The 18410-nt window shown below is 35.1% G+C and carries 18 protein-coding genes; 5 read left to right on the forward strand and 13 right to left on the reverse strand.

Annotated elements, in window-relative coordinates:
• The first annotated feature begins 160 nt into the window (after window positions 1-160).
• A complete protein-coding gene (locus tag Q0093_RS01720) occupies window positions 161-781 on the forward strand; it encodes an AAA family ATPase (protein WP_297928234.1) in 621 nt (206 codons plus the stop codon).
• A 30-nt stretch (window positions 782-811) separates the two neighbouring features.
• Window positions 812-1432 (forward strand): DUF4923 family protein, encoded by a 621-nt coding sequence (locus Q0093_RS01725; protein ID WP_297928235.1) that lies wholly within the window; start codon window positions 812-814, stop codon window positions 1430-1432.
• Between the two features lie 225 nt (window positions 1433-1657).
• On the opposite strand, the gene Q0093_RS01730 is transcribed toward Q0093_RS01725, so the two are convergent.
• The 10 genes from Q0093_RS01730 to nusB all read right to left on the reverse strand — a co-directional run bounded on the left by Q0093_RS01730 (window position 1658) and on the right by nusB (window position 9452).
• Window positions 1658-2536, reverse strand: a complete 879-nt coding sequence (locus Q0093_RS01730) for a DUF3078 domain-containing protein (RefSeq protein ID WP_297928236.1) — start codon at window positions 2534-2536, stop codon at window positions 1658-1660.
• Window positions 2537-2677: 141 nt separating this feature from the next.
• A complete protein-coding gene (locus Q0093_RS01735; RefSeq protein ID WP_297928237.1) occupies window positions 2678-4144 on the reverse strand; it encodes a glycoside hydrolase family 30 protein in 1467 nt (488 codons plus the stop codon).
• A gap of 317 nt (window positions 4145-4461) precedes the next feature.
• Complete coding sequence (locus tag Q0093_RS01740) at window positions 4462-4632, reverse strand: hypothetical protein (RefSeq protein ID WP_294177330.1); 171 nt, start codon at window positions 4630-4632, stop codon at window positions 4462-4464.
• A 195-nt stretch (window positions 4633-4827) separates the two neighbouring features.
• A complete protein-coding gene (locus Q0093_RS01745) occupies window positions 4828-5463 on the reverse strand; it encodes a CatA-like O-acetyltransferase (protein ID WP_294177329.1) in 636 nt (211 codons plus the stop codon).
• Between the two features lie 116 nt (window positions 5464-5579).
• Entirely contained in the window at window positions 5580-5993 is a 414-nt protein-coding gene (locus Q0093_RS01750) for a DUF5606 domain-containing protein (RefSeq protein ID WP_294177327.1), read from the reverse strand.
• 95 nt (window positions 5994-6088) lie between these two features.
• Window positions 6089-6676: a dephospho-CoA kinase gene (coaE, locus tag Q0093_RS01755; RefSeq protein ID WP_294177325.1), complete on the reverse strand. Its 588-nt coding sequence runs from the start codon at window positions 6674-6676 to the stop codon at window positions 6089-6091.
• A complete protein-coding gene (locus tag Q0093_RS01760; RefSeq protein ID WP_297928238.1) occupies window positions 6673-7683 on the reverse strand; it encodes a YbbR-like domain-containing protein in 1011 nt (336 codons plus the stop codon). The genes coaE and Q0093_RS01760 overlap by 4 nt, the downstream gene beginning before the upstream one ends.
• A gap of 117 nt (window positions 7684-7800) precedes the next feature.
• On the reverse strand, window positions 7801-8121 hold the full coding sequence (yajC, locus tag Q0093_RS01765; RefSeq protein WP_022390048.1) for a preprotein translocase subunit YajC: 321 nt from the start codon (window positions 8119-8121) through the stop codon (window positions 7801-7803).
• Window positions 8122-8247: 126 nt separating this feature from the next.
• A complete protein-coding gene (locus tag Q0093_RS01770) occupies window positions 8248-8373 on the reverse strand; it encodes a hypothetical protein (RefSeq protein WP_297928239.1) in 126 nt (41 codons plus the stop codon).
• A 149-nt stretch (window positions 8374-8522) separates the two neighbouring features.
• Window positions 8523-9452 carry a transcription antitermination factor NusB gene (nusB, locus tag Q0093_RS01775; protein WP_297928240.1) on the reverse strand — a complete coding sequence of 310 codons (930 nt, stop codon included), beginning with the start codon at window positions 9450-9452 and terminating at the stop codon, window positions 8523-8525.
• Between the two features lie 230 nt (window positions 9453-9682).
• On the opposite strand from nusB, the gene Q0093_RS01780 reads away from it, so the two are divergent.
• Window positions 9683-10003, forward strand: coding sequence for a DUF3276 family protein (locus tag Q0093_RS01780; protein WP_297928241.1), 321 nt, complete (start codon window positions 9683-9685; stop codon window positions 10001-10003).
• Between the two features lie 223 nt (window positions 10004-10226).
• On the opposite strand, the gene uvrA is transcribed toward Q0093_RS01780, so the two are convergent.
• The 3 genes from uvrA to Q0093_RS01795 all read right to left on the reverse strand — a co-directional run bounded on the left by uvrA (window position 10227) and on the right by Q0093_RS01795 (window position 15415).
• Entirely contained in the window at window positions 10227-13052 is a 2826-nt protein-coding gene (uvrA, locus tag Q0093_RS01785; RefSeq protein ID WP_297928242.1) for an excinuclease ABC subunit UvrA, read from the reverse strand.
• Window positions 13053-13100: 48 nt separating this feature from the next.
• Window positions 13101-14063: a lytic transglycosylase domain-containing protein gene (locus Q0093_RS01790; RefSeq protein WP_294177312.1), complete on the reverse strand. Its 963-nt coding sequence runs from the start codon at window positions 14061-14063 to the stop codon at window positions 13101-13103.
• 65 nt (window positions 14064-14128) lie between these two features.
• Window positions 14129-15415, reverse strand: coding sequence for a gliding motility-associated C-terminal domain-containing protein (locus tag Q0093_RS01795; protein ID WP_297928243.1), 1287 nt, complete (start codon window positions 15413-15415; stop codon window positions 14129-14131).
• A gap of 336 nt (window positions 15416-15751) precedes the next feature.
• Here Q0093_RS01795 and Q0093_RS01800 point away from each other — a divergent pair, with 336 nt between their 5' ends.
• Together Q0093_RS01800 and Q0093_RS01805 are read left to right on the forward strand one after the other, a co-directional pair.
• Window positions 15752-17716, forward strand: coding sequence for a LysM peptidoglycan-binding domain-containing protein (locus tag Q0093_RS01800; protein ID WP_297928244.1), 1965 nt, complete (start codon window positions 15752-15754; stop codon window positions 17714-17716).
• A 4-nt stretch (window positions 17717-17720) separates the two neighbouring features.
• On the forward strand, window positions 17721-18392 hold the full coding sequence (locus tag Q0093_RS01805) for a porin family protein (protein ID WP_294177307.1): 672 nt from the start codon (window positions 17721-17723) through the stop codon (window positions 18390-18392).
• Window positions 18393-18410 lie beyond the last annotated feature (18 nt).

Raw genomic sequence — 18410 nt, forward strand, 5'->3', positions numbered from 1 at the left:
TTTTCGGACTGATTTTGTTAGCAAAGTTTCTTAGGTTAATTCGTATATAATTACCTATAAAAATTTACATGGTCAAGAGAATCATTTCCGATTAAACTTTGTAAATTTGTTTCTGTTTTTTAGAACGAATAATAAACAGAATCTAAAATTTTGATCAATCATGAAACAAAAATTTATTATAACTATAGGTCGCCAATATGGGAGCGGCGGACGAGAAATCGGGAAAAGGCTGGCTCAGTTATTTAATATTGCTTATTATGATAAAGAGCTTATCAAAGAAGCGTCCAAAGAAAGCGGCCTTAATGCAGAATATTTTGAAAAAGCAGATGAAAAAGCCCCCGGTTCTTTACGGCACATGCTTTCTATGAGTTGGGCATCTTTAGGCAGTACATTCGGTAGCGACGGTTCTCTTTGTAACGAGAATATTTTTAAATATCAATCTGATGTCATTCAACGGATAGCACAAGAACACTCTTGTGTAATTGTAGGACGGTGTGCCGACTATATATTGAGGGATGTTCCCAATTGTTTCAATATATTTATTCATGCACCTATGCAAAGCCGGATCGAAAGAATTACAAGAACAGAACCTATCGATGTAAAAGAAGCTCTGGAAAAAGCCGAAAAAGTAAATAAGCATCGTGCTGCCTACTACAATTTTTATACTGATAAAGAGTGGGGAGATGCAGCTTCTTATCATTTATCAATAGACTCTTCAATTTTAGGATCAGAAGAAACCGCCCTTTTTATCAAAAAATTCATTAAACTAAAATTGGGATAATCAAAATAATTTTTAAATAATTAATTCATCATGAAAAGAAAAGTTGTATTACTCGCCGTGGTTTTATTGCTTACCACAACCGTTTCATCTTATGCACAAAGTCTGAAAGACTTTCTTAATTCTTCAAATGTAAAAGATGCCGTATCAAATATTGTATCGGGAATCAGTGGTGTTAAACAATCCGATCTACAAGGTACTTGGAAATACGCAAGTCCTGCATGTTCATTTACCAGTGAAGACCTTCTGAAAAAAGCTGGTGGCGCAATAGTCGCTAATGAAGTCAGTGAAAAACTGGCTGGTATTTACACAAAAGTAGGGATCAGTCCAGAAAAATTCGGATATACATTTGCCGATAGTACGTTTGTAAATAAATTTATGGGACGCAATTATAAAGGGACATACACGTTCGATGCAGAAAATCAGGAACTGAACCTGCAATATCAAATTGCCGGATTGATAAATATCGGAAAATCTGCAGCTAAAATAGAGAAATCAGGTAATAATATCAAATTACTGTTTAATGCTGATAAATTATTACAGATATTGACTAAATTATCCTCAGCATCCAAAAGTTCGACAATCAAAACAATCGGTACTGTTGCCGAAGGTTATGACGGCATGTTGATCGGATTTGAACTAAGTAAACAATAATACTCTAACAATGATAAAAGGCGGATTAAAAAATCTGCCTTTTATTATATTCTAAGAGCCTGTCTAAATTTTGCTCAGGTTGGATTTAAGAGTTTCTTTTGAGAATATTTTCTGTTCTTACGAGAAAGATAGCAGGCTATCTGACGAGAGGAAACAAGAAAAAAGACCGGAAGAAAATGCAAAAATAACTTGATAATATTTTTTATTGGAAAATTTAGACAAGTTCTAAAAATTAAATTGAAGCCCAACCCCCAATAATTCTTTAAATTGAACTCGTTTTACTTTGCGACCGTCACTCAATCCGATAAGTACATCATCGTCATATACCAGATTTGTCGTTAATGTTGTAGAGAACCACTTATTAATAACCATATTTAATTGAACTTCCCAATTCACATCAACATTCTGAGGCTTTCGCAAATAGTCGGAATATAGATCTAACCGAGAATAAACTATCATATTTTTCAAAAATTCATATTTACCTTCCAGCTTTAGATTAGCTCCTAATTCGGACAAGAGTTTTTTACCCGGCTTCACACCAAATGCACCTTCATCGGAAAGGCGTTCATTTAAAACGAATGTTCCGCGCCATGCTACAGGTGAAAATACTGCCGTAAAGTATTTATTGGGAATCCACGTCACACCAAGTCCGGTCATCAAATATCCGGGAGCCATAAATTCAGAAACAGAAATGTCTCGGCTAATCGCATAATCATATCCTCTCGTAAATTGTGACTGAAAATTCAAAATGGCACTTGCATATAAGTTTTTATATATTTCATATCCGTAATTGGAATTTATGTAAATTTTGTCACTGGTTTTCTTTAATCCATCTCCTTTTGTTTTATTCAATCCATAAGCCAACTCCAACCTATTTTTCCATACATGTTTATTATGTTTATAATCCGCTTGATATGTTCCTTGCAAATCAAAGGCAAAAGCATTATCTCCTCCTGTCGCCCAATTCGTAAAACTGACTTGAGTCAACTTAAGACCTGCATATCCTGAGGTAGTCCACAAAGAATCTTTCGTTTCCGCATTAATTTCAGATATACTTGTCATCACAAACAGTATCATCAAAAAAAACAATTTCTTTATCGCCATAATTCGTTCTTTATAAATAACTCCAATACAATATTTATAATATATTTTACACAACAGTTTTTAGCTTAATATTGTTTTCTTTATTTCAAAAAAATAGGCAGACAAAAACTTGCCTGCCCATTTTTCTCATTCACCGTAAATTTATCTTTTGGGTATTACAAACGTATTTATAGACCGAGACGCTAAATTTATCGGTAATATAAATTTCCCTATTCTGACTTTCAAAGGTTGTTCAAAACTTTCTTCATTTACCGCAATAACAACAATCGAATTATCAGGATTTCTGAATGCCAACAGATTATCATATTTCCCTGATGTTTCAATTCTTCGTGCTCCAGAGTGTATAAAATGACTGAACTGTTTCATTAAGTAATATTCGGGAGTATATCTATATGTTTTTGTATCCTTATCAACCGATATTAAGGAATTCTGACGCCAGAACCAATGACTTAATCCATCTTCTTCTAATGAAATGTTCCAATACATGTAAACAGATGTTCCATTACTGAGATAGTGTTTCATCAGATTCCAAGTATAAAAACAATAATCCCAACTATTCTTTCCATCCCCACATTCGCTTTCGGTCTGTACCAGTTTTAATTCAGGATATTTTTCATGAACGGCCTTAACAGCTCCTTTCCCTGCCCATTGAAAACCGATAGCTGAAATATATTTACCCGCCTCACTTTTCATAACAGTATCTATCATCAGATCATTTTTCCGCTCCATCGTTCCAAATAATATCTTCACTCCTAACCTCTGCATTTCCGGTCCTAAATATGCTCCGACAAAACGAGACAAAGACTCAGCTGTCCAAATGCATGAAGGAAATACTTGACAAGAATTGAATTCGTTTTGCGGTGCAACCATGTCAATGTGTATGCCTTCCGACCGATATGCTTCAATGAATTTTTTAAAATACAGAGCATAAGCTTTCAGATATTCCGGTTTTTGAATAAACATATCCGCCCCTTCTGCACCTTGCTGATCAGGTGTTAGATGATTGACCGTAGTTATATTATCATCGACTCCCAACTGTCTCATATTCTTTTGTACGGTCTCAGGATCTTGATACATGCATGCATAATGTTTATTGTATTTCATCCATGTAGGCGGACACCAAGGAGATGCCCAAAGTTTTAAATCAGGTCGTACTGCCAAAGCTGCTTTAATAAATGGGATCAAAGTCTCCTCATCATTGGCTATCGAGAAATTTTTCATTTCAAAATCTTTATCCGTTTCATTATAGGAATACCAATCTCGAGAAAAATCATTTGCACCTAAAGGCATTCGTCCGACAGAAAAATTCATACCCTCCTTACTAAAAAGGTCTTTTATGATATTCTCCCTATCTTTACTATTCAATTCAGACAATGAAGTCCACCCCAACTCATTAAAACATGCCCCAAATCCGTCAATTTCCTGCATAGGATTATTTACAAAAACTTCAACATCTGCACTATCTGCAGATTCTGACATAAAAATATCCGGATGAGAAACAAAAAGCGAATCGGCCGTAGTGCTTGTCCACTCGACTGCTGGACTCCGGTGCTGTGTACATGCACACAATGATATTGTCAAAATGACAATCGAAATCAAATTTTTCATGATACAATGAATTAAAAGTATGTGTAAATATTGTAACAAAGTTACAGATTCTTTTATATTATTCAAATATTTCAAAAAACTGAGCGTCTGTCTTTATTTTACCGAAACATTTTTATTTCCGTTCTAATAATGCCGGATAAGGTTTTAAACAGCGATTAAATAATGCACTTTAAAAACTAATAAACAAATACGTAATCAAGTATTATACAAAAACAGAGCATAACGAATAACTTTTCTGCCGATTCGCCATACTCTGAAAATTTTAAGTTTCAAAACTTTATAAAATTGAATCAATACATAAATCCGTATTTTACGAATCAAGAATCTTCAAGTTCATTATCATCGTACAAATTATTCAATTCAAAAGAAAGACTGTCTAATTCTTTTTCCCACGCTTCCAAAATTTCTTTAGGTGTATTTTCGGAAGCATCGTTTATTCGAGACTGCACTATTTCGATTTCTTTTTCAAGTTCTGTACGCCTACTCATAATCATATTATTTACAGACAAAACAAATGAGATTTCTCAAAAGTTCCCGATTTTATGACTTTATAGTAGTAATTCGAGTAAATTTCAAATAATAGCACTTAAATTTTCTGATAAAGCAATTCTGTCAGGTCTTCTTTGAGTTTTTTCCCGATTCGTTTTTCTGCGCTCATTTACCGAAAGCTTATTGTAGCTTAATTAATCATAAGAGGCATTTAAATTTTGCTGGAATTTTTCCCAATATTGCCCGACATAATATCCGTCAACAAAACCGTGATGAAAACTCATCGCAACCGGCATTTTCTTCATTCCATTATCTTCCGTTACTTTCCCGAAAATAGATAGCGGCATATTCTCTCCTGCATTCTCCGGAAATTGAAACTGCATTCCGGTAAAACTATACCACGGATTAATGCTAATGACAATAACGTCTTTTTCCGAATCGAGCCCATATGCATCACCTAAACCTTTTTGAGCCAAATCTACCTGTTCCTGTATCGATACCACGAATTCTCTTAAAGATGTTTTATAAGGGACTATTACCGAGATAAAAGAATGATCAGGAAGCGATACTGCCGTATTAAGCCTGATCGAATCAAAAAGCCATACCCTCCCGTCTATTTGCCTATATCGCAAAGATTCAATTCCATTCACAGCTTTTAAAGAAGCATACATAAGCAATTGAGAAAACTTTATTCCCAAACGTTTAGATGTATCATAAGCTTTCGAGACATCTACAACCGATGTTACCGTATAATACGGATTTGCAAAGTTTCTAAAAAAAAGATAGTTTTCTTTCCTTCTCCAATTATCAATATCTACTAACTGTTTCATCTTTAGAATTTGAAGTTGTCTAAAAGCCTTAATACTCTAAACAAAATACCCTGATTATTAAAACAAGAAATAATTTTGTATTAATAATCAGGGGGCTATTTTTTATATTTAAATATTTATTTTTCTATTTTTTCTTCTTTCTCTTCTGAAAAATCGGCCAGATCTTTTTCTACAAGCAGATTGTACCAACTAAGCAGCTTTTTTATATCGGTGGGATATACCCGCTCTTTATCAAAATCGGGCAAAATCTCCGCAAAATATTCTCTTAAAGCATCCGAATTCGATTTTAAGTCTATAGAAACCACTGCTCCGTTTTCTTTTTCCTTTACCTTCGCCATCACCTCTCTCAATGGAACTTCTCCACTTTCCGTAAAAATAGCAATATCTCCTAATGATATAACTTTATCATGGGCGTATGCAGGTATCCGTTTTCCTGTAATTACAGACTCTACAATCAACATATTTTTTGCTTGTGATACCAATTTATATAACCCGGGTTTTCCAGATATAGAAAGGATTGTTTTCAACATAATATCGTAATATTTTTAAAGATTAAATCGGCACAAATGTAATATTCAATATTCAATTTATCAATCGTTATACTCTTTTTTGTATCAAAAGATTCTTAACATTCGAGTTTCCCCTTATAATTCAGACAGTTCAAAATTTGTGGTATCAGAGGATTTTTATTATCATTTTGAATGATATGATCTGCCTTTTTACATTTTTCAGCTTCATCTAACTGCACTGATATTCTCTGTCTTACCTCTTCTTCACTGCAATTATTCCTTGCCATCACACGATAAATGCGTATGTCTTCCGGCGCAGTAACCACCCAAACCTCATCAACAGAATTTTCAAATCCTGATTCGAATAAAATAGCGGATTCCATAAAAACAAATGCCGTTTTCTGACGCATACACCAAGATTTAAAATCTTTTCGGACAACCGGGTGGACAATCTCATTAATTTTCTGCAACAACAACAGATCTGCAAATATATAACGGGCTAATAAAACTCTATTCAATTCTTGCTCTACATATATATCAGAGCCAAACATTTCGATAAGTTTATTTCGTATTTCCGGATGAGTATTCATCAATCTTTTCGCTTCAGAATCACTGTCATATACAGGTAATCCCAATATACGAAGGAAATGGCTCACCACCGATTTCCCTGTTCCGATACCACCAGTTATTCCTACTGACCTCATAACACTTTTTCCTCCAAAATATATTCTACGCTGTCAGGTACTACTTGCAAATGTTTAACAAAAGAGGGTTGTTTCAAAACTTTCACAGCCAATTTATTCCCCAGATTGCTTTTTATTTGTCCATAATCCACACCTACTTCTATATCTCCAACAGCGACTTTTGAAAAATGACTGATAGGAAGCATATAGCTAACTTCCACAGTAGCGGGAAAAAGGAGCATCGTCATATTGTCCGGAATATTTTCTATCTTAATTGCAAGTGTCATCTTTTTCATTGTTATCTCTTCAACAGGAACTATAATTTTTACTTTATCCGGGACAATCTTAGCCCCTCTTATTTTTTTCAAAGGGAGATCATAAACCGTTGTGTCCGACAAATTTCTCAAAATAAAAGAATCTGTTTCTATCGTTTTAATAGAATTCAAAATATAAGAAGGAGCATACACCGTAACTGAATCTGTCCCTGAAGATATTTCCCCGTTAATAACACATTGCGGAACTGTAGATACAGAACCGACCAAACGCAACTTAAACTTCGCGCCTTTATTTTGGGAATAATACAATGTTAAAGAATCTGGAGAGATAGAAACCAAGCCCGTAGTATTTTTAAGTTGTTTACGAACCAATGCGCTCAACTTCGCCAATGAAATAGTAAATTGTCCGCGCTTATTCTGATACTGATTAAAATCTATCTCGACAGGGACAAAACGATCTATCATATAGTTCATCATCGTCGTACCGTTATCCCTTATACGAATGTCCAAATATTGAGGATATTCGTTCGTAATCATTACTTTATCCGGTACATTCGTGAAGCGTATAGGAATCTTGAATGATGCTTCTACATCTTCATTTAATGATTGCAATACCCAAAAAAGAAACGACAAACCGAGAAATAACAAAAAAGTAATAACTTCTTTGCTTCTTTCACTGCGAAAAAAAACATTTGCATTATGCAACCATTTTTTCAGGTTGATTTGAATATAGCGTTCTGTAACTTTTTTCATTTAAACAATAGCTCTAATAAAACAAAGATAAAGTTTTTTATTTGAAATAGAATTACAAACAAAAAACTTTATCTTCAATGATCTTTTGATAAGATCTTCTACAAAAAGACAGACCGACTAAGCTTGATTTGTAGTCGTCGAATCAGCAGCAGTAGCGTAAATAGAAGATTTATCAATACGAATACGTACATTATCCGCAATTTCAAGAACGATAATATTATCTTTAATTTCCTTAATCTTTCCATAAATTCCCCCGGCGGTAACAACTTTGTCTCCGACGCTTAATGCTTCACGAAATTTACGAATCTCTTTTTGTCTTTTCGTCTGAGGACGGATCATAAAGAAATAAAAAATAGCAACTAAGGCCACCATCATAATTATGCTTGACCATCCAGCGCCTTGTCCTTGTTGTTGCAGTAAAATTGTCAATAATGTCATAATTTCAACTTATTTGTTAAACAATTAAAGATACAGTTACAGATACAACTGTTTTATTTAATAACAAAGATATGACAAAAAAGTGAGATAGAGAAAAAAATATATAGAAGAGCCTATTTAAATTTTCTAATAAAGTAATCCGGACAACTCTTTTTTCCCGTTTTCTTTCGGTATGTTTTCCTGTTTCTGTACATCACTAAGCCAACCATACTCTTTATCGAAACAAAAAACATTCTCGAAAACAACTTTCAAAAAGACATCTGTGTAAGATTTAAATAGATTCTTAAAATAGTCGCTATATAAAGAAAAAAATATGAACAACAAAAAATTGAGTCTATACGGGATTCTTTGTATAGACTCAATTTTTTATTATAGAAAGATCGCAAAAATTTCGAATACTCCTATACTTTACCTACTAAAGAGCCGTCTTTTTTTAACTGAGAAGCGACAGCATCTAAGATACCATTTATAAAGTGTCCACTTTTTATGGTGCTATATGACTTAGCTATTTCTATATATTCATTCAATGTTACTTTAACGGGAATTGTAGGGAATGATTTTATTTCCGTAATAGCGACCAACATAATGACTATATCCATAAATGCCACCCGGTCAATCTCCCAATTCTTCGTATGTTGATCTATCAGAGCCTTATTAGCATCGACATTCATGAGAGTTTTTCTAAAAAGCATTTTAGCAAATTCAGCATCCTCATCATCCTTAAACATCGGCAAAAGCTCCTGTTCTGAACCTTTGCTTTGGTCGAATCGCTTAACCGTTTTCAACACGAAAGTAGAAATTGTTTCCATGTCATCGTTCCAATAGAGACTTTGTGCTTCTAAAATCTCGGACAGATCTTCATCATCAACAATGATATGTTTAAACACCTTTTTCCAAAAATCTTGATCAACGGCATACGAATCTTCTTCTGATGCCAAATACGTTTTATAAAAATCCGATGCTAATATACGATCTAACAAAATACGAATAAAATCCGGCTCATTCACCCAAGAAACAGATTGACGATCGACATACTCTTTTAACATTTTGTTTTCTCGCAATTGTGCGATAAAACGGTTATTTACTAAACGCGTATCCGGATTTTTATCTGCTGCAGTCGCTGTATATTTAAAACGGGCATTTTCTATGCGTTTACTTTGGGCATCTGTTAATTCGATCATCAGAAGTAACAAACGGTGATACAACTCATAAGCTTTTTCCAAACTGAAAAACAATTCTTTCTCTGAAGTATCTATACTCTTATCTTTATTTACCAAATAAGAGTATACTATTTGTACAACTTTGATTCGGATTAAAATTCGATTCACCATTTTTTAAAGATCCTTTTTGTATTATGCGGCTGCAAAGGTATTACTTTTTTCATTGTACTCCGTCTTAAATGCCTATTTTTTTCTGAAAAATCGACACAAGAAGAAACGAACTTCATTATATTTCTAAAATGTTATCTCAAAATATTTGTTTCTTCAAAATAAAGTAGCATATTTGCATTTGAATACATAATTAATAAAATATTTCATCACGCACAAGAACATTACTTAATATGGAAAATCTGAGGAAGGAAGACACACTCAATAAAAAGGAAAATGATATAGTATTTACAAAAACACTGAAAGCTGGAAAAAGGATCTATTATTTAGATGTCAAGAAGAATAAAAAGGATGAATTTTTTCTAGCTATTACAGAAAGTAAAAAAATTATTTCCGGTGAAGACAATAATCCCATAGTCCAATTTGAAAAACATAAAATCTTTTTATACCAAGAAGATTTCGACAAATTCACATCAGGACTTAATGAGGTTATGACATATATCAAAAATAATTCTCCAGAAAAAGATTCAGAAGAAAAAATAGAAAATTTTTAGTCCGATCTGCAAAAAGAGGAATTTTCACTTGAAAAATTTTTCAAGAAATAAAAAATTACTTCGATTTACAGGTTACAATCATTAATTCCAAATATAAAAAATTCTGCTTTATACGAAATATACTCAAATAGAATTTTTTATTTGAGTATATTTCGTTCTTATATTTCTACCTCATAATGCCGATAGCAAAACGAAGACCATATCTATATAATAAACAGAAAAGTTACAAATTAAGTTCTTCCTTCAGATATTGTGTTGTATAAGTATTTTTTGTTCTACATATTTCTTCCGGCGTACCGGTAGCAAGAACTTGCCCTCCTCCTTGTCCTCCCTCAGGTCCCATATCTATAATATAATCAGCAGACTTTATAACATCCAAATTATGTTCTATAACCAGAACCGTATTTCCTTTATCCACCAAACGATTGAGAACATTCAACAAAACACGAATATCTTCAAAGTGCAAACCTGTGGTCGGTTCATCCAATACATAAAGAGTTTTTCCCGTATCTTTTTTAGACAATTCGGTAGCTAACTTCACACGTTGGCTTTCTCCACCCGATAATGTAGTAGACGGTTGTCCTAATTTAATATAGCCTAACCCGACATCTTGAAGAACTTTTATTTTATTCAAAATTGCCGGAATATTTTCAAAAAACTCAACAGCCTGATTAATCGTCATATCAAGGACATCCGCAATAGATTTTCCTTTGAAACGAACCTCTAATGTTTCCCTATTATATCGTTTCCCATGACATTCCTCACAAGGGACTAATACATCCGGTAAAAAATTCATTTCAATAGTCTTATAACCATTTCCGCCACACACTTCACATCGTCCTCCGGCAACATTGAAAGAAAATCTCCCCGGTTTATATCCTCGTATCTTGGCTTCCGGAAGATCAACAAAAACATTCCGTATATCAGAAAACACACCCGTATAAGTCGCTGGATTCGAACGAGGCGTACGACCTAATGGAGACTGGTCAACGTTTACGATTTTATCGATATATTCCAATCCTTCTATATTTTTATAAGGAAGCGGATCTCGTTGTGCACGATAAAACAAATGACTAATTATCGGTTGTAATGTACCGTTAATCAAACTTGATTTTCCACTACCGGAGACACCTGTCACACAAATGAATTTTCCTAATGGAAATTCAACAGTCAAATTTTTCAGATTATTTCCCGTTGCTCCTTGTAAAATAATAGATTTACCATTTCCTTTTCTTCTCGTTTCGGGCAGCGGAATTTCCATATTACCATTCAGATATGCTGCTGTCAATGTTTCTGTCTTCAACATTTCTTTCGGAGTTCCGGCAAAAACCACTTCTCCGCCAAGACGCCCGGCTCTGGGTCCCATATCTATGACATAATCTGCCTCCAACATCATTTCCTTATCATGTTCAACAACGATAATAGAATTTCCGGCATCTCGAAGTTGTTTCAACGAACGTATCAAACGCGTATTATCTCTCTGATGTAATCCGATACTCGGTTCGTCTAAAATATAAAGGACATTGACCAACTGCGACCCGATTTGTGTAGCTAAACGTATGCGTTGACTTTCTCCTCCAGAAAGAGTTGCCGAAGCCCGATTCAAGTTAAGATATTCCAACCCGACATCTACCAAAAAATGCAATCTGGAGCGTATCTCTTTCAAAATTTCTTTTGCAATCGCAGCTTGCTTTGAAGACATTTGCATTTCTATCCCATCTAACCAATCCGAAAGTTCAGAAATATCCATCTCCGCCAGTTCAGCAATATTCTTTCCTTGAATACGATAATGCAAAGCCTCCTCATTTAATCTATGACCGTTACACTGAGGACAAATAACTGTTTTTACAAACTGACCTGCCCACTTCTGAGCCTGGGCTGTAGCCTCATTCTGCTGTTGCATCTCGATATACTTTATCAAACCATCGAAGGAGAGAAAATAATTAGAATTTCCCAGTGATTGGTTCTTGATATTCAATCGTTCGTCCGTTCCGTTCAGAATATCATCCAAAGCCTCCTCCGGGACATCTTTCAGAGGGGTCTTCAGCGTAACTCCATACTTATCACAAATAGCCTCTATCTGCCAGAATAAAAGGGTATTTTTATATTTACCTAACGGAACGATCCCTCCCTGATATATCGACTGGTTCGGGTCAGGAATTATCTTACTTTTATCTATGACATTGACATAACCCAATCCTTTACATCTGGGACATGCGCCCTGCGGAGAATTAAATGAAAAATTATGCGGAGCCGGTTCACTATATGAAAGTCCGGTTTTCGGATCCATCAACATACGACTATAATGACGTACCTCTCCGGTCTCCGCATCCAGAATCATTATCAATCCATCGCCTTGTTTCATGGCGATTTGTACACTCTCTTTCAGACGTCGTTCGTCTTTTTCCGAAACGACCAATTTATCTACCACCAGTTCTACACTATGATTTTTATAACGATCAAGCTTCATTCCGTGTAGAATTTCGCGTAATTCTCCGTCAACTCGAACCGTCAAATATCCTTTTTTACGGACTTGTTCAAAAAGTTCCTTGTAGTGCCCCTTCCGATTTCTCACCAATGGCGCTAAAACATAAGTTTTCCGTCCCTTATATCTATCAAGAATCAAAGCTATAATCTGCTCTTCGGTATATTTGACCATCTTTTCCCCTGAGATATAAGAATAAGCTTCTCCTGCTCGAGCATATAAAAGCCTTAAAAAATCATATATCTCCGTCGTTGTTCCTACCGTAGAACGAGGGTTTTTATTCGTTGTTTTCTGTTCTATGGATATTACCGGACTCAATCCGGTTATTTTATCGACATCCGGACGTTCCATATTCCCCAAAAAATTACGGGCATAAGCCGAAAACGTCTCGATATAACGACGTTGACCTTCGGCAAATATAGTATCAAATGCCAATGAAGATTTCCCACTCCCGCTTAAACCGGTGATAATAGTGAAACTGTTTCGAGGTATTTCTACATCTATATTCTTAAGATTGTGTACCCGAGCTCCGAGTACCTCTATTTTATCGTCTTTTTTTATCATCGTTTTCTCAAATCCTTAAAAAATAGCAAACAAAACAATCCGGCAACATCAGTCTATTGTCCATTTCTTATTATATACAGGTATCTGACGTGTACTATAATACAAATCTTTCTTTTCAGGAATCAATATCTTATATGTTTTTCCGTTTTTGTTCGGAAGGCTGCGATCTCTCAACCATGAATTAAATTCTTTTAATTGGGCATAGGTAATACCATGATTTTTTGCAAATGTAGCAAGATCCTCGATCGGTGTATTTACCATTATTTCTCGCACACGCACCGGATGATATAACTGATGCTTTCTTACGGCAAACCCAAACCGATACGGGTCTTCGAGAATTTCTTTCAATACCAATGCCCGAAAAACGTATCTGGAGGTTTCTTCATTTAACCAAAGATCAAATGAAGAATCATGTTGTTGCTTCGCCAGTTCTTTCGAAATTCTCCCCATTCCTGCATTATAAGAGGCCGCAACAGTAGTCCAACTACCATATTTGGCATAAGCCGATTTCAGATAACGACAAGCCGCCTCTGTCGACTTTTCAATATTAAACCGTTCATCGACATAATCGTTCACCTCGAGTCCTGCTTCTTTTGCTGTAGAAGGTAGCAGTTGCCACAGTCCCGCAGCTTTTGCAGGAGAAACTGCACGAGGATTTAAATAACTCTCAATAGCTGCCAAATAAATGAAATCTTCAGGAATACCGTTCTTTTTAAGAATCGGTTCGATAAGGGGGAAATAACGATTAGCCCGTTTTAAAATCAAGAGCGTATTCGAATGCATATAACAAAAACTTGTCAGCTCCCGATCATACCGTTCTCTCATATCGAATCTGTCCAAATCGACTCTCTCGCCTCCCCACTCTACTTTTGCAGGAAAATCCGGTATAATATTAACGATAAGAGATGATGTAAGCAGATCTTTTTGCGGAGTTTTAAAAGAAACGATTGATAATATCGTCAATAGCGGAATAATCACAACTACCGACATGTAAATATACTTTTTTTTCATTTTTTACCCAATATACCCGATTCTAAAAACCTATTTAAATTTTTCGATGAGAAAAGAAACAGACTCTAATTACGAGGTCTTAAAATATTTATATTTCCTTTTAATTTATAATTCTGGTTATCAGCCCCTTTTGCTTCTATAATATAATAGTAAACTCCGGGTGGGACTAATTTCCCTTTATACTTCCCATCCCAACCTTGTGCCGGGTCACTAAAACGGAAAATTTCAACTCCCCATCGATTAAATATCCAACACTTAAACTGAACTATCGATTTATAGGCGACTTTCCACTCGTCATTCACACCGGGACTTGTTCCGGGAGAAAAAATATTCGGAGCTTCAAGGCGAGATTCGCCTACCGTTATAGTAAAAGAGGTATCTCTGCTGCAATATGAATTGGTTGCTTTAAGCCGGACATAAGTCGTTCCCTCATCCTTGAACGTATATCGCAATATTTTATCCGGATATATAGCATCCACCATAGGATCATCCACCTCACTCGGATTCTCCTGCATAAACTCCCATGCATAATAGTTATCTCCGCTTACATAAGCTTTAAATTCCATTTCCACTGGAGCTGAACCACCGAAAACACCTTCCTCCATATCGGATTTCAATTCATTTATCGCATTCTCCCGAAGCGGTTTAACAATAGCTTTTACCAATATAGCGCGAGGTTCGTACTCGTCAGATGTCGAAAACGTTTTTATAGCACCGTTCCAACCCTTATACGGGATAGAATCAATTACCGTAAACAATGTTTTTTCATACGGTGCTGGAGCATACAAACTGACGGTTTCCCCACTCTTTGAAACGAGACCTTGTACAGTATCCTCCACCATTTTCAAATCTTTCAATGTGTCATCCCATTTCCAAGTTTTATAAGCGACCGCACGATTTATTCCCATCCACTTTCCATCGACCGTATAGTAGGCAATATCAAGACCTGTTCCGGCCAAACGGACATCTTCACACTGATTCGCATACTCCTCATCCGGATACAAAGAAGATACTTCTTTATAAATCGATAACCAAAGATAAACAGAAACATCTCCTTGTTCGATGACATACCCACAATCTTTCTCTGCGGCAGTCAATATATTACCGCTATAAATAAATGATTTATTACCAATCCCCGTACGATCAAATTTATACCAATTGACAGTTGATCCCGACGTAGAATTAAACCGAATTGTAGCTTGAGACGACGAAGGAATTACAAAAACATAATCCAACCCCGTTTTCGATTTATTTACACCTGTCCAGCGATAAGCTCCGTCAACTTCTACAGTTTGCGCATATAAAAGAGATACGAAGAATATATATAATGATAAAATACAGAATCTTTTCATTCCTAACTCTCCCAAATAGTTAATCGTCAAAGATACTGCATTTCAAAGAAAGAAATAAATAAAAAATCAAAAAAGGATTTTAGAACCTGTTTAAATTTTCCGGTAAAAGTGTCTCTCTGCCTTTTCGAGTTTATTTTACGGTTTTTACATGTCACAAGATAGAATCAAGACAAAAAAATATCCTCGAAATAACCTTCAAAAATATCTGAACAAAATTTAAACAGACTCTCATAATCATGAAGTTTTTCTAAGGCATTGCCACAACAAGGAAAATTTTATACCTTTGTTTTCTATATATCACATACGGATAACAATAAAAACAAATAATCTGATCGCATGATTCTAAAAAAAATATCTTTCTTACTTTTCATTTTTTTTATCGGATATTTATCATTATATGCCGATAACTTCCCGCAAAAATCGATAGACGGTAAAGGGTTCTACTTATATAAAGTAAATCGTGCAGAAGGGTTTTATTCTATTTGCAAAAAATTCGATGTCTCTAAAGAGGAAATCATACAATTTAATCCGTCGGCTAAATACGGTTTAAAAAGCGGACAAGAATTATTGATTCCGATTAAAGGAGTAAAAACGGTAATTCCGGAAGCAGAACCGTCTTATTTCGTTCATACCGTATCTGCAGGAGAAACACTATATGCGATATCTCGTATGTACCATATCAGTACAGACTCCATAGTAGCTTTAAACCCGGGATCGGAAAAGGGAATACGAATAGGAACAAAATTAAAGATTCCTCAAACTAACTCGAATACATCGTCCGATTCTTCAATGCCCAATAATACTCGAAACCAATATATTTTTCACACGATTGCTCCTAAAGAGACATTATTTTCCGTTTCCCGAAAATATGGCATTTCTGTAGAATCCGTATTAAAACAAAATCCCGGTCTATCGCCTTCGAACTTCGCAATCGGGAAAGTAATACGAATTATTCCTGAACAAAATAACGAAAGGGTTCAAAAAAACAATATTCCTAAAACTTTTTTATACACAGTAAAGAAAAAAGAGACCTTATATAGTATCGCCCAACAATTTGACATTACAATAGACGATATCAGAGCTTGTAATCCGGGAATCGGAGAGATCAAAAAAAACGATACGATAAATATTCCGGTAAAAGAATCTCCGACCGATATTTCTCAAGCCTCGACTCACGAAGATATTAATCAAATATACAATGACCTTTATTCAATAGAAAAAGACGGGAAAGTCAACGTTGCCGTCTTACTTCCCTTTATGCTTTCTCAAAAAGAAGATGCCAGATCTGCCCTTTATCTTGAATATTATCAGGGATTTCTTTTGGCTGTGGACAGCCTGAAAAAGCAGGGGACATCCATTAATGTATATGCTTATGACACAGAGGGGAAAAGTTCTACTCTCGACAATATTTTATCAAAACCCGAAATGAAATCGATGGATCTGATTATCGGGCCTGCCGATAATAACCTGATACAGAAAACGGCAGAATTTGCACTTAGGAACAATATTAACATGGTAAATGCATTTTCTTTGAAAAACGACGAAGCAAATCACAATACTCATGTTCTGCAAACTAATATACCGCACTCTTATCTATATGCTGAAGCTGCAACCGAATTGGTACGCCAATTTGGAAACAAGCAAGTCATATTTTTACTTGATGATAACAATGCGGATGAAAAGAAAGATTTCATCAACTCTGTAAAAGCGGAATTGCGACATAAAAATATTCAATTCAAAGATTTTCATATCGCTTCAGATCCTGAACTTACAATGCTGAACAGCTCCTTACCGGAAAATTCGGACATTCTGGTGATCAGCAATTCTTCTACAAAAAATTCTGTCGGAAAAATCATTGCGCCTTTAACCAAATTAAAAGATGATCGCACCGACCTTTCTATTACACTGTTCGGATATCCCGAATGGCAAACATATACAAAAGAGTATCTGAATAATTTTCATAAACTAAATACGGTTATATTTACTCGATTTTACACAAATCCGACAGACTATGATTGGAAAGAATTCCAAAAAAATTTTTATTTCTGGTATAATAAAGACATGATCAATGCCAATCCCAAATACGGACTATTAGGGTTTGATACAGGTATGTATTTTCTGAATGCATTAAAACAATACGGGAAAAATTTTGAAAACCACCTTAATCAAATAGAATCGTCAAGTATACAAACCGACTTTAAATTCCAAAGGATCAATAACTGGAGCGGATTTATAAACAAGAGTTTTTATTTCGTCTATTTTAAGCCTTCATACATCATCGAAAAACGGGTAATAAGATAAAAGCATGAAAAAGATCATTATAAGCAGTTTTATTTTGCTTTTTTGTATCGCCACGATTTCGGCACAAAGAAATTATAAACGAGAATTTGCTGTCGGCGGAAAATTCGGGACTACTTTTTCTCGAGTAACTCTTCGTCCGAGTGTGCGGCAAAATTATGAAATGGGCTATATGGGAGGAATATCTGCACGATATATCGAAGAAAAATACTTCGGTTTTATTGTCGAACTAAATTTTACACAGCATGGGTGGAAAGAAAATTTCAGCGATGAAGGAGATTATAGTTATAGCCGAAAATTAAATTATATAGAACTGCCATTCATGACTCATATCTTTTTTGGGAACAGAGTTTTTCGCGGATTTGTAAACTTAGGACCGCAAGTGGGCTTCCTTATATCGGATAAAGAAATAAGCAGTTTCAATTTGAAAGAACTTCCTCAATTTTCTCAAACATGGGAATCTACACAATACAACATGCCCATTGCACATAAATTTGATTATGGTATTTGCGGAGGAGCCGGGATCGAGATCAAAGCCAAGAAAAACAGTTTCATACTCGAAGGGCGATACTATTTCGGGTTAGGAGACTTTTTCAAAAATCGTAAAGTCGATTATTTCTCAGCATCATCTAATCAGACTATTTCCGTCGCATTGTCATATATGTTCAACTTGAAATAATCGTAATTGTCTTTTGTT

The sequence above is a fragment of the uncultured Coprobacter sp. genome, assembly GCF_947855755.1.
Taxonomy (GTDB): domain Bacteria; phylum Bacteroidota; class Bacteroidia; order Bacteroidales; family Coprobacteraceae; genus Coprobacter.

Coding starts and splice junctions, on each gene's coding strand:
- Q0093_RS01720 (WP_297928234.1), top strand. CDS start 161: ATGAAACAAAAATTTATTATAACTATAGGTCGCCAATATGGGAGCGGC.
- Q0093_RS01725 (WP_297928235.1), top strand. CDS start 812: ATGAAAAGAAAAGTTGTATTACTCGCCGTGGTTTTATTGCTTACCACA.
- Q0093_RS01730 (WP_297928236.1), bottom strand. CDS start 2,536: ATGGCGATAAAGAAATTGTTTTTTTTGATGATACTGTTTGTGATGACA.
- Q0093_RS01735 (WP_297928237.1), bottom strand. CDS start 4,144: ATGAAAAATTTGATTTCGATTGTCATTTTGACAATATCATTGTGTGCA.
- Q0093_RS01740 (WP_294177330.1), bottom strand. CDS start 4,632: ATGAGTAGGCGTACAGAACTTGAAAAAGAAATCGAAATAGTGCAGTCT.
- Q0093_RS01745 (WP_294177329.1), bottom strand. CDS start 5,463: ATGAAACAGTTAGTAGATATTGATAATTGGAGAAGGAAAGAAAACTAT.
- Q0093_RS01750 (WP_294177327.1), bottom strand. CDS start 5,993: ATGTTGAAAACAATCCTTTCTATATCTGGAAAACCCGGGTTATATAAA.
- coaE (WP_294177325.1), bottom strand. CDS start 6,676: ATGAGGTCAGTAGGAATAACTGGTGGTATCGGAACAGGGAAATCGGTG.
- Q0093_RS01760 (WP_297928238.1), bottom strand. CDS start 7,683: ATGAAAAAAGTTACAGAACGCTATATTCAAATCAACCTGAAAAAATGG.
- yajC (WP_022390048.1), bottom strand. CDS start 8,121: ATGACATTATTGACAATTTTACTGCAACAACAAGGACAAGGCGCTGGA.
- nusB (WP_297928240.1), bottom strand. CDS start 9,452: ATGGTGAATCGAATTTTAATCCGAATCAAAGTTGTACAAATAGTATAC.
- Q0093_RS01780 (WP_297928241.1), top strand. CDS start 9,683: ATGGAAAATCTGAGGAAGGAAGACACACTCAATAAAAAGGAAAATGAT.
- uvrA (WP_297928242.1), bottom strand. CDS start 13,052: ATGATAAAAAAAGACGATAAAATAGAGGTACTCGGAGCTCGGGTACAC.
- Q0093_RS01790 (WP_294177312.1), bottom strand. CDS start 14,063: ATGAAAAAAAAGTATATTTACATGTCGGTAGTTGTGATTATTCCGCTA.
- Q0093_RS01795 (WP_297928243.1), bottom strand. CDS start 15,415: ATGAAAAGATTCTGTATTTTATCATTATATATATTCTTCGTATCTCTT.
- Q0093_RS01800 (WP_297928244.1), top strand. CDS start 15,752: ATGATTCTAAAAAAAATATCTTTCTTACTTTTCATTTTTTTTATCGGA.
- Q0093_RS01805 (WP_294177307.1), top strand. CDS start 17,721: ATGAAAAAGATCATTATAAGCAGTTTTATTTTGCTTTTTTGTATCGCC.